Raw genomic sequence first — 15,632 nt, 5'->3', positions numbered from 1 at the left:
GGAATATATGCACTACAAACTCTTTGCAGCCGCGTTGCTCGCGGCCGCCTCTCCGTTTGCTGTCCAAACCGTAGCCGCCCAGACCACCGCCGACGAACCTGCCTTCTCACCCGACCAGGTCCGCGCGCATGTCGAGTTCCTGGCCGACGACCTGCTCGAGGGTCGCGATGCGGGCACGCGCGGCTATGACATCGCCGCGCTCTACGTCGCCAGCCGTTTCGACGCGCTCGGCCTCAAGCCGGGCGGAAACAAGGGCTGGTACCAGCCGATCGAGTTCGCCCGCGCGAAGTTCAAGAAGGACGCACCGGCAACCATCACGATCGGCGGCACCGCCTTCCAGAATGGCGTCGACGTGATGATGACCGCCAATGCGCGCGAACCGGATCTGCTGCTTGAGGCGCCCACGGTCTTTGTCGGCTACGGCCTCGACTCCCCGGCCCATGGGTTCGACGACTATTCCGGAATCGATGTGCGTGGGAAGATCGTCGTCCTGCTCGCGGGTGTGCCCGAAGGGCGGACCTCGAGCGAGATCGCCGCCCATCTGGGTTCCGAAAAGTCCCGCATGGCCGAACGCCGCGGCGCGATCGGTGTCGTCACCGTCCCCACCCGCGCCTTCCTCGCGAATACGCCGTGGAAGCGGCTGGCCGGGTACGCCGCCTCCTCGCGCTATGTGTGGATCGGCCAGGACGGCAAACCCTGGTCGCCAGCCCCGGGGATCCGCGCCAGCGCCTATGCCCATGGCCCGGCCGCAGAGGCGCTGTTCGCCGGCGCGCCCAAAACCCTCACCGGCATCCTCGACGCCGCCGCAAAGAAAGGCGCGATGCCCCACGGCTTCGCGCTCAAGGCGCCGGTCCGCATCGAGCGCCACAGCGTCGTCGAAAGGATCGCCAGCTCCAACGTCCTCGGTGCGATCCCGGGCTCCGACCCCGCGCTGGCGAAGGAAGTCGTGATGATCACCGCCCATCTCGACCATGACGGCGTCGATCCCAAGCTCGAAGGCGACAAGATCTACAACGGCGCGATGGACAATGCCGCGGGCATCGCCACGATGCTCGAGGTCGCGCGCGCCTTTGCCGAGGGCAAGGAGAAGCCCAAGCGGACCGTGGTCTTCGCCGCCGTCACTGCCGAGGAGGACGGTCTCCTCGGCTCCCAATATCTCGCCAAGCATCCGCTCGTGCCCGCGGGCGGGCGGGTCGCCGGCGTTGTGAATCTCGACATGCCCGTGCTGACCTATGACTTCAGCGACGTCATCGCGTTCGGCGGCGAGCATTCGACGCTCGGCCCGATCGCCGATCGTGCCGTGGCCAAGGCGGGGATCAAGGTATCGCCCGATCCGATGCCTGAACAGGGGATCTTCACCCGCTCCGACCATTATAGCTTCGTGGTCGAGGGTGTCCCGTCGATCATGCTCGCCACCGGTTTCGCGGGCGAGGGGCGTGAGAAGTTCATGGGCTTCCTCAGCAAGACCTATCACCGCCCGGGCGACGATCTCAGCCAGAGCTTCAACTGGCAGGCCGGCGCCAAATTCGCGAAGATCAACTATCTGATCGCGCGCGAAATCGCAGACGGCTCAGAGGCACCGCGCTGGTATGCTGGCAACTTCTTCGGCGACACCTTTGCCAAGGGCGCCGTCAAGGCACCCGCGCCAATGGTGACCAAGCCCGCCAAGCCGAAGGCGAAATAAGCCCATCCGCCGGGCCGGACTTGTTCCGGACCCGGCGGTGCGGCAGCATCGTCCCATGCAGTTTTCTGCGCGCGAGGCTTGTGTTGCGAAAATGCAACACCCATCTCGCGCCATGAAAGACGACAGGGACACGCATGAACCTCGAAAAATTCACCGACCGCGCCAAGGGCTTCCTCCAGTCCGCGCAGACCGTCGCCATCCGCAACAACCATCAGCGGATCAGCCCCGAACATATTCTGAAGGCGCTGCTCGAAGACGAACAGGGCATGGCCGCCGGGCTGATCCAAGCCGCCGGCGGCGACGCGCGGCGGGCGGCGAGCGAGATCGATTCCGCCCTGTCCCGCGTCCCCGCCGTCACCGGCGGCGGCGCGCAGCAGGCGCCGGGCCTCGACAATGACGCCGTCCGCCTGCTCGACCAGGCGGAGCAGATCGCGACCAAGGCTGGCGACAGCTTCGTCAGCGTCCAGCGAATGTTGCAGGCGCTGCTCCTCGCCAGCACCACCAATGCCGGCCGTGCGCTCATTGCGGCGGGCGTGAAGCCCGACGCGCTCAATGCGGCGATCAACCAGCTGACCGGCGGCCGCTCCGCCGACACTGCGGGCGCAGAGGATCGCTACGACGCGCTCAAGAAGTTCGCGCGTGACCTCACTCAGGCGGCCAAGGACGGCAAGCTCGATCCTGTGATCGGCCGCGACGAGGAGATCCGCCGAACCATCCAGATCCTTGCGCGCCGCACCAAGAACAACCCCGTGCTGATCGGCGACCCCGGCGTCGGTAAGACCGCGATCGCCGAGGGTCTCGCGCTACGCATCGCCAATGGCGACGTGCCCGATACGCTCAAGGGTCGCGCACTCATGTCGCTCGACATGGGCAGCCTGATCGCGGGCGCGAAATATCGTGGTGAGTTCGAGGAGCGCCTGAAAGGCGTGCTCGACGAGGTGAAGGGCGCCGACGGCCACATCATCCTGTTCATCGACGAAATGCACACGCTGATCGGTGCGGGCAAGGGTGAAGGCGCGATGGATGCCGGCAATCTGCTCAAGCCCGCGCTTGCCCGCGGCGAGCTGCATTGCATCGGCGCGACCACGCTCGACGAATATCGCAAGCACGTCGAAAAGGACCCCGCGCTCCAGCGGCGGTTCCAGCCGGTGTTCGTCGGCGAGCCGACGGTCGAGGATACGATCTCGATCCTGCGTGGCCTCAAGGAGAAATACGAACTGCACCATGGCGTGCGGATCACCGACAGCGCGCTGGTTTCGGCAGCAACGCTCTCCAACCGCTACATCTCCGACCGGTTCCTGCCCGACAAGGCGATCGACCTGATGGACGAGGCCGCCTCACGTATCCGCATGGAGGTCGAGAGCAAGCCCGAGGAGATCGAGACGCTCGATCGCCGGATCATTCAGCTCAAGATCGAACGTGAAGCGCTCAGGAAAGAAACCGACGCGGCGTCGCAGGATCGGCTCGCGGCGCTGGAGGGCGAACTCGCCAATCTCGAACAGCAATCGGCCGAGCTGACCCAGCGCTGGCAGGCCGAGAAGGACAAGATCGCGGGCGAGGCCAAGATCAAGGAGCAGCTCGAGCAGGCCAAGCTCGAGCTCGAGCAGGCCCAGCGCGCGGGCGACTTGGCCAAGATGGCCGAGCTCAACTACGGCACCCTCCCCGAGTTGACCAAGAAGCTGGAGGAAGCGCAGGCTTCGGCCGGCCCGGCGATGCTGCGCGAGGAAGTCACCGCCGACGATATCGCGGCGGTGGTCAGCCGCTGGACCGGCATCCCGGTCGACCGGATGCTGGAGGGTGAGCGCGAGAAGCTGCTCACCATGGAAACGACGCTCGGCAAGCGCGTGATCGGCCAGCAGGCGGCGGTCAAGGCCGTCTCCACCGCGGTGCGTCGCAGCCGTGCGGGCCTTCAGGACCCGAACCGGCCATTGGGCTCGTTCCTGTTCCTCGGCCCGACCGGCGTCGGCAAGACCGAGCTGACCAAGGCACTCGCCGAATTCCTGTTCGACGACAGCGCCGCGATGGTGCGCATCGACATGAGCGAGTTCATGGAGAAGCACAGCGTCGCCCGCCTCATCGGCGCCCCTCCCGGCTATGTCGGCTATGAGGAAGGCGGCGTGCTCACCGAGGCCGTTCGCCGCCGCCCCTATCAGGTCGTGCTGTTCGACGAGGTCGAGAAGGCGCATGGCGACGTCTTCAACATCCTGCTCCAGGTGCTCGACGACGGCCGCCTGACCGACGGGCAGGGCCGTACGGTCGATTTCACCAACACGATCATCGTGTTGACCTCGAACCTGGGCAGCCAGTTCCTGACCCAGCTCGACGAAGGCCAGGACGTCGCCTCGGTCGAGCCGCAGGTGATGGAGGTGGTTCGCGGGCATTTCCGACCGGAATTCCTCAATCGGCTGGACGAGATCGTGCTGTTCCACCGCCTCGGCCGCAGCGAGATGGCACCGATCGTCGACATCCAGGTTGCCCGGCTCGGCAAGCTGCTTGCCGATCGCAAGATCACGCTCGACCTCACGCCCGAGGCGCGCGATTGGCTCGGCCGCGTCGGCTATGATCCGGTCTATGGCGCGCGCCCGCTCAAGCGCGCGGTGCAGCGCTATCTGCAGGACCCGCTCGCCGACGCGATCCTGCGCGGCGACGTCAAGGACGGCAGCACAGTCAAGGTCGGCGAGGGCGATGGCGAGCTGGTGCTGACCCCCGCCTGAGGCCGGCCCCGAGGGGGGGCTTGCGTGTTTTCCTTCGTTGCGCCTTACTGCGAAACGAATGGAAAACGCGTCGGCGCCCGGCCTCGCTCAACAAGCTCTCGCCGCGTTCCAACGCGGTGAGCGCGCCGCGGCTCGGGGATTGCTCGACGCGATCGTCCCGACGCCCGACATCGCGTGGCTGCTCGTCGGACAGCTCGAAGAGGGGTTGGGGCGGGACAGCGCCGCCGACGCGGCCTATGCGCGCCATCTCAAGGCCGCGCCGCGCGACCTGACTGCCCTGCTCCGGCTCGGCGCGTTGCGCGCGCGTTCCGGCGACGATCGGTCAGCCAATGCCTTTTATCGCGCGGCGCTCAACGTCGCGTCACAGCCGGGATTTCGGCCCCCCGCGCAGCTCGTGCCGATGCTGCAGGAAGGCCAGCGTTTCGTCGCGACCGCGACGCAACGCTTCACCGCGCATATCGAGGCGGCGGTGGCGGGCGCCGGCCTGGCCGGCGCCGCACGCATGCAGGAAGCTGTCGACCTGCTGTTGGGCCGCAAGGAACTCTATCTGCAGCAGCCGTCGATGTTCTACTTCCCCGGCCTGCCGCAACGCCCCTTCTATGAGCGCGAGGAGTTCGACTGGCTGCCCGCCATCGAAGCGCAGACCGCAGCGATGCGAGCGGAACTCGAAGGGCTTCTCGGCGAGCCCGGCGCCTTCGCCCCCTATGTCCAGCGCGACCCCGATCGCCCTCCCCCCGCAAACCCGCTGCTCGACGATCCGAGCTGGGGCGCGCAATATCTGTGGAAGGACGGCGCGCCCGCCGAACCCGGGGCCTCGCGTTGCCCTGTCACGATGGCTGCGCTCGAAGCCGCGCCGACTCCGCGCATCCTCAAGCGCTCGCCGACCGTGCTGTTCTCGCTGCTCAAGCCCGGCACGCACATCCAGCCGCACCACGGGCTGCTCAACACCCGGCTGATCTGCCACATTCCCCTGATCGCGCCGCCGGGCTGCGCACTCCGCGTCGGCGCACATACGCGGGAGTGGCGCACCGGCGAGGCGCTGATCTTCGACGACTCGTTCGAGCACGAGGCGTGGAACCGTGGCGATTCGCTCCGCGTGATCCTGCTGTTCGAAATCTGGCGCCCGGAACTCCATACCGAGGAGCGCGCGGCGCTTACCTCGATCTTCGAAGCGATTGACCGCTATCAGGGGATTCCCGCCGACACGGGCGGTTAAAGCCTAGCTCTCGGTCCCCCCGGAAACCGCGAAGAAGGTCTGCAGCAGCCGCTGCTCTTCGGCAGTCAGGTGCGGATTCCACACGTCGAAAATCAGCACGATGCGCGGCTCGGAGCTGTCGTTCCATGCCTCATGCTCGATCGTGTCGTCGAACGCGAAGGCCTCGCCTTCCTTCCATTCGCGCGTCTCGCCGCCAACACGGAAGCGGCACCCGCCCGGCACAACCAGCGGTAGATGCAGGATCGCGCGGGTGTTGGTGACGCCGGTATGTGCCGGGATATGCGCGCCCGGGGCAAGGATCGAGAAAAAGGCGGTCGGCGCCTTGCCCGGAATATGGTTCTGCGGAACCAGCTCCAGCGCCGCCGCGGTCTCCGGGCACAGGTCGCACACCGCATCGTTGCGCGCGCCATATTCCCACAGGAAACACGCGCTCCAGTCGCGCGAATGGTCGAGCTGCGACCATTTATTCTCCGGAGTCCCTTTGTCCTGCCGCACATAGGGCCGGATCGCCTCGCTTCCGCGGGCAAGCAAGTTCAGCGCCTCGGCCCGGATCGCGTCGGTCTTCGCCTCGATCGCTTCCAACCAGGGGAAATGCTCGCGCTCGAAGAACTCGTCCGCGGGCAGGAAGGGGAAATGGATCCCCGCGCATTCATTGTGATAGATCGCCCGGCGGCCCAGCACATGATCGATACATGCGCGAAACCGGCGGCTCTCGCCACCCGCCATCGCCGGGTCGCCCGCCAGTTCCGCGTCGAGGGCATCGGCCAGCCCAGCCTTGTGCGCCTGCAGGAAAGCACGCGCACGCGCTTCTGCATCCCGCACCGCGGGCGGCGGATTTTCGAACCCCAACGCGAGTTGTGCCACCGCGCTCCAGCCGGAGGCCGCGGCACTCATCCGTCCCCGGCGTTCCTCCAACTCGGCACCACGCAGCTGCGCGGCGAAGTGCAGCCGGTCGATCTCGAGCACATGGTCGAGCGCCTGCCGCTCACCCTCGACATCGCCCAGCGCGCGCGCCGCTGTGGCGACATTCATCCACAGCGCCGGCTCGCGCGGATCGGCGGCGGTGGCGCCCTCAAAGCAGCGGCGCGCCAATGCGCTATCGCCATCGCCCAGCGCACGCATACCGCGTGCGTTGAGGATGCGGGGATCCGCCGGCGCCAGTTCCAGCGCCGCATCGAGCTGGCTTCGCTCGCCCGCCGCGTCCCCGCGCTGGCGGGCCGCCATTGCGGCGGAAAGGGCGGTGTCGAGGCGCGGATCGTTCTGGCTCATCCAGCCGATCAACCATAGCGCCGCACGTCGTGCAAGGCTGACGCCGCAACAGCGCTTGAACCGGCCTTCCGCACGCCCCACAATGCCCGCGATGACCCACTCTGCACCGGTTCCAACGGGCACGCGCCTCCCCGAATGGCTGCCTCATCGTTACGACCCGCAGCACGATGCGGTCCATTTTATCGGGGCCGATCGTGCATCGCGGCAGAACGTACCGTTCCTCACCGACGAGTATCTGCCGAACGCCGCCAACCCGCAGGTGGTGCGTCGAACGGAGGCACTGGCTGCGACCCCCGCGGGCGCGCCGCTCCATTTCATCTTCCACTCGGCCTATTGCTGCTCGACCTTGCTTGCCAATGTGCTCGATCGGCCCGGAACCGCCTCCGCGCTCAAGGAACCGGTGATCCTCAACGACCTCGTCGGATGGCGACACCGCGGCGGACCGCCCGCGAAGATCGGCGAAATACTCGACCACGCGCTGCGGCTGCTCGCGCACCCGTTCGAGCCGGGCGAAGCGGTGGTCATCAAACCGTCCAATGTCGTCAATGCGCTCGCCCCGGCGATGCTTTCGCTCCGCCCCCAGGCCCGCGCGATCCTGCTCTATGCCCCACTCGATCATTTCCTCGCATCGATTGCCGGCAAGGGTCTGTTCGGACGGCGCTGGGTGCGCGATCTGCTGATGAAGCAACTCAAGGACGGGATTGTCGACCTGGGTTTCGCACCCGACGACTATTTCCTGCACACCGACCTCCAGGTCGCGGCGGTGGGCTGGCTGGCCCAGCACAAACTCTTCGCGGACATGGCCGCGCGCTGGCCCGACCGGGTTCGCACGCTCGACAGTGAAGTGCTGATGGCACGCCCGCATGAAGTGCTGCAGGCGATCGGCGCATTGTTCGGCCTTGGGCTCGATGCAGCGGCGGTATCGCAGATGATCGCCGGCGACGCCTTTACTCGCAACGCCAAGGATGGCGCGCGCTATGGCAGCGCCGATCGCAGTGCCGCGCGTGAAAGCAATGCGGCACTGCACGCCGACGAGATCGAGAAGGTCGCGATCTGGTCAAAGGCGGTGGCTGAGGCCGCCGGACTCGACCTGCGCGCGCCCGCGCCGCTGCTTCCCGACAGCTGAGTTCCACGCGTCCGGTCCACGCGCGCGCCTTCCGATTGCAGCCGCAAGGATTGCAGGCACAAAAAAGGGGACGGTCCGAAGACCGTCCCCCGATTTTGCCGGTTCGAACCGCTTAGAAGCGGATCTTCGCCTGCGCGCTGAAGCGACGGCCCAGCGTGTCGTACGTCGCCGGGAAGGTGTTGCCACCGTTCGCCGCCGTGGTGCCGACATTGTGACCCGTCAGCGGCGGCTGACGATCGAACAGGTTGGTGACGCCGAACACCAGGTCGAGATGCTCGTTGACCTCGAACCGGGTCGTCAGATCGAAATAGTGGAATGCTTCGATCTTGTTGAAGTTCTCGGTACGGCCAACCATCGGGCTGTTCGCCGCCGCGCCAGGCGCGCCGGTGATCGTGCCCGAGAAGATCGGCGGCAGACCCTTTTCGTACTCGACCGGGTGGATGTAGCGCCACAGGAGCGAGATGTCCGCCGGGCCGAACGACAGCGTGGTGCGCTGCTGGAACGAGAACTTCGGCTGGATCTGGCCGTTCGACGGGCCGCAGTTCGCGCTGAAGTAACCCACGCACTCGCGGTTGATCGAGGACGGCGATGCCTGGAAGTACAGGTGGTTCGTCCAGTTGCCGACGAAGTTCAGGTTCAACCCGACATCACCGAACTTGCGCTGATAATTCAGCGTCAGGTCGATGCCGTCGGTGGCCAGGCGGCCATCGTTGGTCAGCGGCAGCGCGAGACCCGGGGTCGTCGCAGGCGAGCCCGAAAGGCTGCCCGTGGCCGGGTTACGGCGGATCGCGCGGCAAGCCGCCGAATTCGCCTGTGCCGCCGTGATGTTCGCCGGCGTCGTACCGAAGCAGGCGTTCAGGGCGTCACCCGGGGTCATGCGGGCGATCGCGTTGTTGATCTTGATGTTGTAGTAATCGATCGACAGCGTGAAGCCGGGCACGAAGCTCGGACGGAAGATCGCACCGACGGTGAACGTGTCGGCCGTTTCCGGCTGGATGTTCGTGTTGCCGCCACCGGTGAAGTTGATCTGGCCCGAAGTCGGGACCGGGATCCCGCCCACCGACGTCGCACCCTGATTGAGGCAAGCCTGGGTCAGGTTGGCGTTGCCGACCGGCAGAGCCAGCTGGCAGGGGTCAACCGTCAGGTTGGTCAGTGCGGTCGAGACCGGACGGAACAGCTCGTCAACGTTCGGCGCACGAACCGCGCGCTGATAGTTGCCGCGCAGCTTGATCGAGTCGACCGGCTCCCAGGTCAGACCCGCCTTCCAGGTGGTCGTCTCGAACGAAGGATCGTTCGGCGCTTCGATGCTGTACGACGAGTAACGGACGCCCGCTTCGAGCGTCAGGCTGTGGAAGAACGGCTTGTCCGCCACGATCGGCGCGATGAGCTCGCCATAGACTTCCTTGACGTTATAGCCGCCCGCGAACGGGCTGACCGCGCCACCGGCGCCGCCCAGCTCGCCCGGAACCGCCGCGAAATTGTCGGGCAGACGGGCATATTCATACTTGCGGTACTCGGCGCCGATCGCGAAGCCGATCGCTTCGTCGGCCCAGAGGTTGGTGCCGAAGTCGCCGGCAAGCACTGCGCGAGCCTGCGACAGCTTGTTCTTGATCGTGATCGTGCTCGATCCCGACAGGAACGCCGCCTGCTCGGGCGTGATGCTGCCCTGCGGACCGAACAGGTTCAGCGGCACGCAGTTGTTGGTGGTGACGGTGCAGGCCGTGGTGCTCGATGCGTTCAGCGCCTGCTGCACGCGCGAGCGAAGCACATAGCCCGACTGGATCTGGACCAGATCGCTCTCGCCATAGCCGGCCGACACGTCCAGCGCGATGCTCTCGCTGAACTTGACCTTCGCGCCCGCGCGATAGTCGAACATCGTGGTGGTGTAGTCGGAGATACGCGGCCCGAGCTCGGTCGTGCGGCGATACACTTCAAGCATCGGGATGGCGGCGTGCGTGTTGCAGGTCGTGCCAAGGGCGATGCCCGCCGAGTTGCAGAGCTGGTCGCGAACGGCAGCCGGCAGATACGGGTTGTTGCCCGGAATGGTCAGCGCTTCGCCGAAGATGCCCGACGGTGCGATGATGGTCGCAACCTGGTTCCGCGAGAACATGCCGCGGGCATAGACTTCGATCGTGTCCGAGACCTCGTAGTTCGCCGCCGCATAGATGTTGTGGCGCTTATACGGGGTGTAGAAGATGTTGTACGGGTTGAAGTTGAAGCCCGCATATTCCGGCACCAGCAGCGTGCCGCCCGCGTTGAGCTGGTTGCGTGCGGCGGTGCCAGCCGGATTCGGACGGATCGAGATGGTGGTCGGAACCGAGGTTGCCGACGAACCGGCGGCGCGGCCGGCGGTGCCGCTGATCTCGAACACCGAGATGTCGCGCTGGCCCATGTAGACGGGGTCGGCTTCCTGATAGCCCAGGCTCAGCACCGCGTTGCCGCGGCCGTCGTCGAAGTTGACGCCCAGGGTCAGGTCGGCGCGGACGGTGTGACCGTCGCCACGCTCGGTGATCGAGTTGCTGACCCCCAGCTCCATGCCGGCGAAGTCCTTGCGCGTGATGAAGTTCACAACGCCCGAGACCGCGTCCGCACCATAGGTGGTCGAAGCGCCGCCGGTCAGGACTTCGGTGCGCTGGATCAGGGCGACCGGGATGTTGTTGAGGTCGACTGTGCCCAGCTGGTTGGCGACGACCAGGCGGTTGCCGTCGAGCAGCACCAGGTTGCGCTGCGAGCCAAGGCCGCGAAGATCGACGGTGGCGAAGCCGCCATTGCCGTTGTTGGTGGCGGTGCCCAGACCCGGAACCGCGCCCGGAAGGTCGCGAACCAGTTCTTCGGCGTTGCCCATGTTGCGAAGCTGGATTTCGCTCTCGCCGATCACGCTGACCGGGCTCGAGGAAATAAGGTTCGGGTTGGTGATCAGCGTACCGGTAACGACGACTTCAGTCGCTTCCTCGGCCGGCTCTGCGGTCGTTTGCTGTGCGAACGCCGCGGTCGGCAGCGCAGCCGCACCGATCAGCAGCGTCGAGCACAGAAGACGCGCACGGATATTGGTTTTCATCAAGTAGCACCCCTTGTGTCAGCGGTTTTCCGCCTTCGTGGCGCTGCGCGGGAGGGACCCGACGCAACATGATACATTCATAAGTCGCTCGCACCTTCGCTCACAATGGTGTTGTGCGCATGCAAAACACTTTGCCGGTCATCGTGATATAATCGTCACACTTGGAACCAAGTTTATGTAATTTCTATAATTTTCAGTGACTTTGCGGGCACCTCCGGCTCGGCTAGGGTCCCCCGGTCTTATGCTGCCCTGCGGAGGAATAGATGCCTGGAACGCCTGCCCTTCTGCTCGCCTTGACCGCCCTGTCGGGCGCGCCCGCCGGGAGCGCGCAAAAACCGGGCGGTGACACCGTCGACGCGATCGTCGCCTGTCGCGAGGTCGCGGACGCCACCGCGCGGCTCGCCTGCTTCGACCAGCAGGTAAAGGCGCTCGCCGAAGCGAAACAGCGCAAGGATATCGTGGTGATGGACCGCGAAGGCGTGCGCGCGGCGAAGCGCGGGCTGTTCGGCTTCTCGCTTCCCAAGATCAAGCTGTTCGGCGATGGCGACGGCGATTCCGACACCGACGTCAAGCAGATCGACAGTAGCATCACGACCGCCCGTGCCGGCGCGGGCGGAACAACCACTTTCGCGCTCAAGGACGGCACGCACTGGCAAACGACCGAAGCCAGAATGGGCTTCAGCCCCCGTTCCGGCGATGAGATCACCATCACCGCCGGCTCGCTCGGCAGCTACATCGCGAAGATCAAGGGCGGCCGCTCGAGCAAGGTCAAGCGCGTCAATTGAAGCGGCCCGCTCGTCGCGCGCCCCTTCAGTCCACCGTCACCGGCATCGACCCCGCGATCAGCAGCGGGTCGATCTTGGCGTTGCGCCAGCGCATCCCCCAATGGAGGTGCGGCCCGGTGGCGCGGCCGGTCGCACCCACCGCGCCGATCGTCTGGCCGCGCCGCACCACGTCGCCCAACTTCACATCGATTCGCGACAGATGCAGGAACGCGCTGTTCAGCCCCATGCCGTGATCCAGCATCAGCAACCGGCCCTCCAGCGTGAAGGAGGATGGCGTCGCCAGGATCACGACCCCGTCGGCGGGGGCCAGGATCGCGGTCCCGGTAGGCCGCGCGACATCGACGCCGGAATGGTACGACCCCGGCTCGCCGCGATAGACGCGCTGTGAACCGAACAGGCCCGAGATGCGCCCGGTCGCTGGCCACATGAAGCGCTGCCGCCAGCCCTGACTGTCATTGGACAGCGCGCGTGCGGCGTTGATCTGGGCGATCTCGATCGGGCGACGACGGTCGAACTCGGCGCTCGGCTGCGAAATGCGCGGCAGGGTGTTGAGCCGCTCGATCCGCCAGGCGCGCGGCTGAACCGTGAGTGCCCGGCGCACCACGCTGCCATCGACCCGCGTCGCAAGGATCGTGGCGCTCGGTCCGGCGTCACGATCGAACGCGATCAGGAATCGCCCGTCCGCGGCAAAGGGCACATCCTGCCCCTGAAAACTGATCCGGCTGGTCAGCGCGGGCGCGGTCCCCAGCACGGCCCCGCCCTGGATCATCGGCCCGTCAAAGGTGAAGTCGTTGCGCGACGGTGCCGGACGCGCCTGCGCGTTCACCGACGACACCGGCTCGATCATGCCCAAGGCCGTCGAAACCAAGACCGCGCCAGCGATGAAAATCCCCCCCGCTGCCTTCATGGCGTCATCAACGCGCGCGTTGCGATCTCGGCGGTGGCGTAGGCTTCCTGACGCGCGACGCTCCAATAGCGCAACGCCTCGAGCGGCACCTTCTCGCCGCTGACGGCGCAGACGACATGATCGCCCGGCACCAGAACGCGAAAGCCGTTCGCCATGTAATGGAGCCGCGCCGGGCGGGCGGTGTTGGACGACATCAGCATTACGGTACTCGCTTGGGCTTGAGGATCAGAACAGATCGGGCTGTTCGGGCTTGTCCCCAGCATAAGGTTTGCCGCCCGCCCGCTCAACCCGCGCATCGACGGCACCGTCACGGAAATGCAACGTTACCGCGCCGGCCGCCCGCGCGTCCGCCGCGCTCGCCATCACCTTGCCGCTCGCCTTGGCGCTGACGCGGACATAGCCGCGCTGGAGCAGATTGTCGGGATTGACCGCGTCGAGCAGCTTGCCCGCGCCGTCCAGCCGGTGCCGCAGCGTGTCGAGTTTGCGCTCCAGCACCGCCGGGCGCAGCGCGCCTGCGGCCCGGTCGAGCACCCCGCGCGCCACCGTCACCCGCCGTTCCAGCGCGCGGTCGAGCTTCGCGCCCAGATCGTCGGCCTTTTGCCGCTGCGGCCCCAGCAGCGCATCACGCCGTGGCAGCACGCGCACCAATGCCGCCAGCCGCTCGCCCGCCCGCTCATGATAGCGCCGCGCATAGCGTTCGGCGCGCAGACCCATGGTCGCGACCGCATTGGCGAGCTCGGCGCGCACCGGCACCGCGATCTCCGCCGCAGCGGTCGGCGTCGGTGCCCGGACGTCGGCGGCATAGTCGCATAACGTCGTGTCGGTCTCGTGCCCCACCGCCGAGATGATCGGGATCGAACAGGCCGCGACCGCACGCACCACGACTTCCTCGTTGAACGCCCACAGATCCTCGATCGACCCGCCGCCGCGCGCGACGATCACCAGGTCGGGCCGCCGCACCGGTCCATCCGCCGGCATGGCGTCGAACCCGCGCACCGCCGCCGCCACCTCGGCCGCCGCGCCGTCCCCTTGCACCTTGACCGGCCAGACCAGCACATGCGTCGGGAACCGGTCGGCCAGCCGATGCAGGATATCGCGGATCACCGCGCCGGTCGGCGACGTCACCACGCCGATCGTCCGCGGCGCGAACGGCAATGGCTTCTTGCGCGCCGGGTCGAACAGCCCCTCCCCGGCTAGTTGCGTCTTGAGCTTCTCCAGCAACGCCATCAGCGCGCCTTCGCCCGCCAGCTCCATCCGCTCGATCACGATCTGGTATTTCGACCGGCCGGGATAGGTGGTGAGCTTGCCGGTCGCGACCACCTCGATCCCGTCCTGCGGGCGGAACGGCACGCGGTCGGCCTGGCCGCGCCACATCACCGCGTCGATCACCGCATCGGCGTCTTTCAGCGCAAGGTAGACATGCCCCGACGCCGCGCGCTTGAATCCACTTATCTCTCCGCGAAGGCGAACATGGCCGAACTCGCCTTCCACCATCCGCTTCAACTTCAGCGACAATTCGCCGACGGAAAGCGGAGCAGCGTTGTCCCCTTCCCGCCCCTCGGCTACGAGCCGCGGCGGAATGCTATCGTCGAAGGGGTCTGACATGAACGTCCTGTTGCTTGGGTCCGGTGGCCGCGAACATGCGCTCGCCTGGAAGCTCGCGCAATCGCCCCGGCTCGATAGCCTGCATGCGATCCCCGGCAACCCCGGAATCGCCAAATACGCGACCTGCCATGACGTCACGCTGACCGATCACGCCGCGGTCCTCGATTTCTGCGTCAAGCAGTCGATCGGCTTCGTCGTGGTCGGCCCAGAGGCACCGCTGGTCGACGGCCTATCCGACAGTCTGCGCGCCGCCGGCTACAGTGTGTTTGGCCCCAGCCAGGCCGCCGCCCAGCTCGAAGGGTCGAAGGGCTTCACCAAGGATCTGTGCGCGCGCGAGAATATCCCGACCGCCGGCTATGTCCGCGTCGCCGACCTTGAAACCGCGCGCCTCGCGCTGGCCCGCGACTTCCCGCGCCCGGTGGTGATCAAGGCCGACGGTCTGGCAGCGGGCAAGGGCGTCACCGTCGCCTTCACCGATGAGGAGGCCGACGCCGCCATCGCCGCGATCTTCGAAAAGCCCGGCGGCGAAGCGGTGATCGAGGAGTTTCTGGAGGGCGAGGAAGCCAGCTTCTTCGTCCTCACCGACGGCACGGACTTCGTGACCTTCGGCTCCGCGCAGGATCACAAGCGCGTCGGCGACGGCGACACCGGCCCCAATACCGGCGGCATGGGCGCCTATAGCCCCGCCCCGGTGCTGACTCCGGCGCTCGAGGCCGAGGCGATCGAGACGATCATCAAGCCGACGATTGCTGGCATGGCCAAGGCCGGCACCCCCTATTCGGGCGTGCTCTACGCCGGGCTGATGCTGACCCGCACCGGCCCCAAGCTGATCGAGTACAACGCCCGGTTCGGCGATCCCGAATGCCAGGTGCTGATGCTCCGGTTCGAGGGCGATCTGCTCGACCTGATGCTCGCCACCGAAGCGGGCGAGCTGGCCGACCAGGACGCCCCCCGCTTCGGCGCCGAGACCGCGCTCACCGTCGTCATGGCGGCAAAGGGCTATCCCGGCACGCCGCGGACCGGCGGCGCGATCCATGGCCTCGACGCGGCGGAGGAAACCGGCGCTCAGGTGTTCCAGGCGGGCACGAAGATGGACGGCGGCCAGCTCGTCGCTGCGGGCGGCCGCGTGCTCACCGTCACCGCGACCGGCGCGACCGTGACAGAAGCCCAGGCCGCCGCCTATCGCGCGGTCGACGCGATCGACTTCCCCACCGGTTTCGCCCGCCGCGACATCGGCTGGCGCGAGGTCGCGCGCGAACGTGGCTGAC

The 15,632-nt window shown here is 66.9% G+C and carries 11 protein-coding genes; 6 read left to right on the top strand and 5 right to left on the bottom strand.

Features of this window, described 5'->3' with window-relative positions; genetic code table 11:
- Positions 1-7 precede the first annotated feature (7 nt).
- The 3 genes from AC07M1_RS16795 to AC07M1_RS16785 all read left to right on the top strand — a co-directional run bounded on the left by AC07M1_RS16795 (position 8) and on the right by AC07M1_RS16785 (position 5,614).
- Positions 8-1,684, top strand: coding sequence for a M28 family metallopeptidase (locus tag AC07M1_RS16795; protein WP_495163771.1), 1,677 nt, complete (start codon positions 8-10; stop codon positions 1,682-1,684).
- 134 nt (positions 1,685-1,818) lie between these two features.
- Positions 1,819-4,398, top strand: a complete 2,580-nt coding sequence (gene clpB, locus AC07M1_RS16790; RefSeq protein WP_495163770.1) for an ATP-dependent chaperone ClpB — start codon at positions 1,819-1,821, stop codon at positions 4,396-4,398.
- A 58-nt stretch (positions 4,399-4,456) separates the two neighbouring features.
- Complete coding sequence (locus AC07M1_RS16785; RefSeq protein ID WP_495163769.1) at positions 4,457-5,614, top strand: aspartyl/asparaginyl beta-hydroxylase domain-containing protein; 1,158 nt, start codon at positions 4,457-4,459, stop codon at positions 5,612-5,614.
- A gap of 3 nt (positions 5,615-5,617) precedes the next feature.
- On the opposite strand, the gene AC07M1_RS16780 is transcribed toward AC07M1_RS16785, so the two are convergent.
- On the bottom strand, positions 5,618-6,883 hold the full coding sequence (locus AC07M1_RS16780) for an aspartyl/asparaginyl beta-hydroxylase domain-containing protein (protein ID WP_495163902.1): 1,266 nt from the start codon (positions 6,881-6,883) through the stop codon (positions 5,618-5,620).
- Positions 6,884-6,974: 91 nt separating this feature from the next.
- Here AC07M1_RS16780 and AC07M1_RS16775 point away from each other — a divergent pair, with 91 nt between their 5' ends.
- Positions 6,975-8,009, top strand: coding sequence for a hypothetical protein (locus AC07M1_RS16775; RefSeq protein ID WP_495163768.1), 1,035 nt, complete (start codon positions 6,975-6,977; stop codon positions 8,007-8,009).
- 112 nt (positions 8,010-8,121) lie between these two features.
- On the opposite strand, the gene AC07M1_RS16770 is transcribed toward AC07M1_RS16775, so the two are convergent.
- Positions 8,122-11,067 carry a TonB-dependent receptor domain-containing protein gene (locus AC07M1_RS16770; RefSeq protein ID WP_495163767.1) on the bottom strand — a complete coding sequence of 982 codons (2,946 nt, stop codon included), beginning with the start codon at positions 11,065-11,067 and terminating at the stop codon, positions 8,122-8,124.
- 263 nt (positions 11,068-11,330) lie between these two features.
- Between AC07M1_RS16770 and AC07M1_RS16765 the strand changes: the two genes are divergently transcribed.
- On the top strand, positions 11,331-11,852 hold the full coding sequence (locus AC07M1_RS16765; RefSeq protein ID WP_495163766.1) for a hypothetical protein: 522 nt from the start codon (positions 11,331-11,333) through the stop codon (positions 11,850-11,852).
- A gap of 25 nt (positions 11,853-11,877) precedes the next feature.
- Here the strand turns inward: AC07M1_RS16765 and AC07M1_RS16760 are convergent, their stop codons facing one another.
- Genes AC07M1_RS16760 through xseA form a run of 3 tightly spaced genes read right to left on the bottom strand, consistent with a single transcriptional unit; the run spans position 11,878 to position 14,364 of the window.
- Positions 11,878-12,699 carry a M23 family metallopeptidase gene (locus AC07M1_RS16760; protein ID WP_495163765.1) on the bottom strand — a complete coding sequence of 274 codons (822 nt, stop codon included), beginning with the start codon at positions 12,697-12,699 and terminating at the stop codon, positions 11,878-11,880.
- Between the two features lie 56 nt (positions 12,700-12,755).
- Entirely contained in the window at positions 12,756-12,959 is a 204-nt protein-coding gene (locus tag AC07M1_RS16755) for a DUF2093 domain-containing protein (RefSeq protein ID WP_495163764.1), read from the bottom strand.
- 25 nt (positions 12,960-12,984) lie between these two features.
- The gene (gene xseA / locus AC07M1_RS16750; protein ID WP_495163763.1) at positions 12,985-14,364 is read right to left on the bottom strand and encodes an exodeoxyribonuclease VII large subunit; all 1,380 of its coding nucleotides are present in this window, start codon (positions 14,362-14,364) and stop codon (positions 12,985-12,987) included.
- Here xseA and purD point away from each other — a divergent pair.
- Positions 14,363-15,631, top strand: a complete 1,269-nt coding sequence (purD, locus tag AC07M1_RS16745) for a phosphoribosylamine--glycine ligase (RefSeq protein ID WP_495163762.1) — start codon at positions 14,363-14,365, stop codon at positions 15,629-15,631. The two genes, xseA and purD, sit on opposite strands and share 2 nt — an antisense overlap.
- The last annotated feature ends 1 nt before the right edge of the window (position 15,632 follow it).

This window comes from Sphingomonas sp. GW821-FHT10C01 (assembly GCF_059415525.1).
This window is presented reverse-complemented; position numbering and strand designations above follow the sequence as displayed.

Excerpts from the sequence above, each read along its gene's own strand:
- AC07M1_RS16795 (WP_495163771.1), top strand. The coding sequence starts at position 8 with ATGCACTACAAACTCTTTGCAGCCGCGTTGCTCGCGGCCGCCTCTCCG.
- clpB (WP_495163770.1), top strand. The coding sequence starts at position 1,819 with ATGAACCTCGAAAAATTCACCGACCGCGCCAAGGGCTTCCTCCAGTCC.
- AC07M1_RS16785 (WP_495163769.1), top strand. The coding sequence starts at position 4,457 with ATGGAAAACGCGTCGGCGCCCGGCCTCGCTCAACAAGCTCTCGCCGCG.
- AC07M1_RS16780 (WP_495163902.1), bottom strand. The coding sequence starts at position 6,883 with ATGAGCCAGAACGATCCGCGCCTCGACACCGCCCTTTCCGCCGCAATG.
- AC07M1_RS16775 (WP_495163768.1), top strand. The coding sequence starts at position 6,975 with ATGACCCACTCTGCACCGGTTCCAACGGGCACGCGCCTCCCCGAATGG.
- AC07M1_RS16770 (WP_495163767.1), bottom strand. The coding sequence starts at position 11,067 with ATGAAAACCAATATCCGTGCGCGTCTTCTGTGCTCGACGCTGCTGATC.
- AC07M1_RS16765 (WP_495163766.1), top strand. The coding sequence starts at position 11,331 with ATGCCTGGAACGCCTGCCCTTCTGCTCGCCTTGACCGCCCTGTCGGGC.
- AC07M1_RS16760 (WP_495163765.1), bottom strand. The coding sequence starts at position 12,699 with ATGATCGAGCCGGTGTCGTCGGTGAACGCGCAGGCGCGTCCGGCACCG.
- AC07M1_RS16755 (WP_495163764.1), bottom strand. The coding sequence starts at position 12,959 with ATGCTGATGTCGTCCAACACCGCCCGCCCGGCGCGGCTCCATTACATG.
- purD (WP_495163762.1), top strand. The coding sequence starts at position 14,363 with ATGAACGTCCTGTTGCTTGGGTCCGGTGGCCGCGAACATGCGCTCGCC.
- xseA (WP_495163763.1), bottom strand. The coding sequence starts at position 14,364 with ATGTCAGACCCCTTCGACGATAGCATTCCGCCGCGGCTCGTAGCCGAG.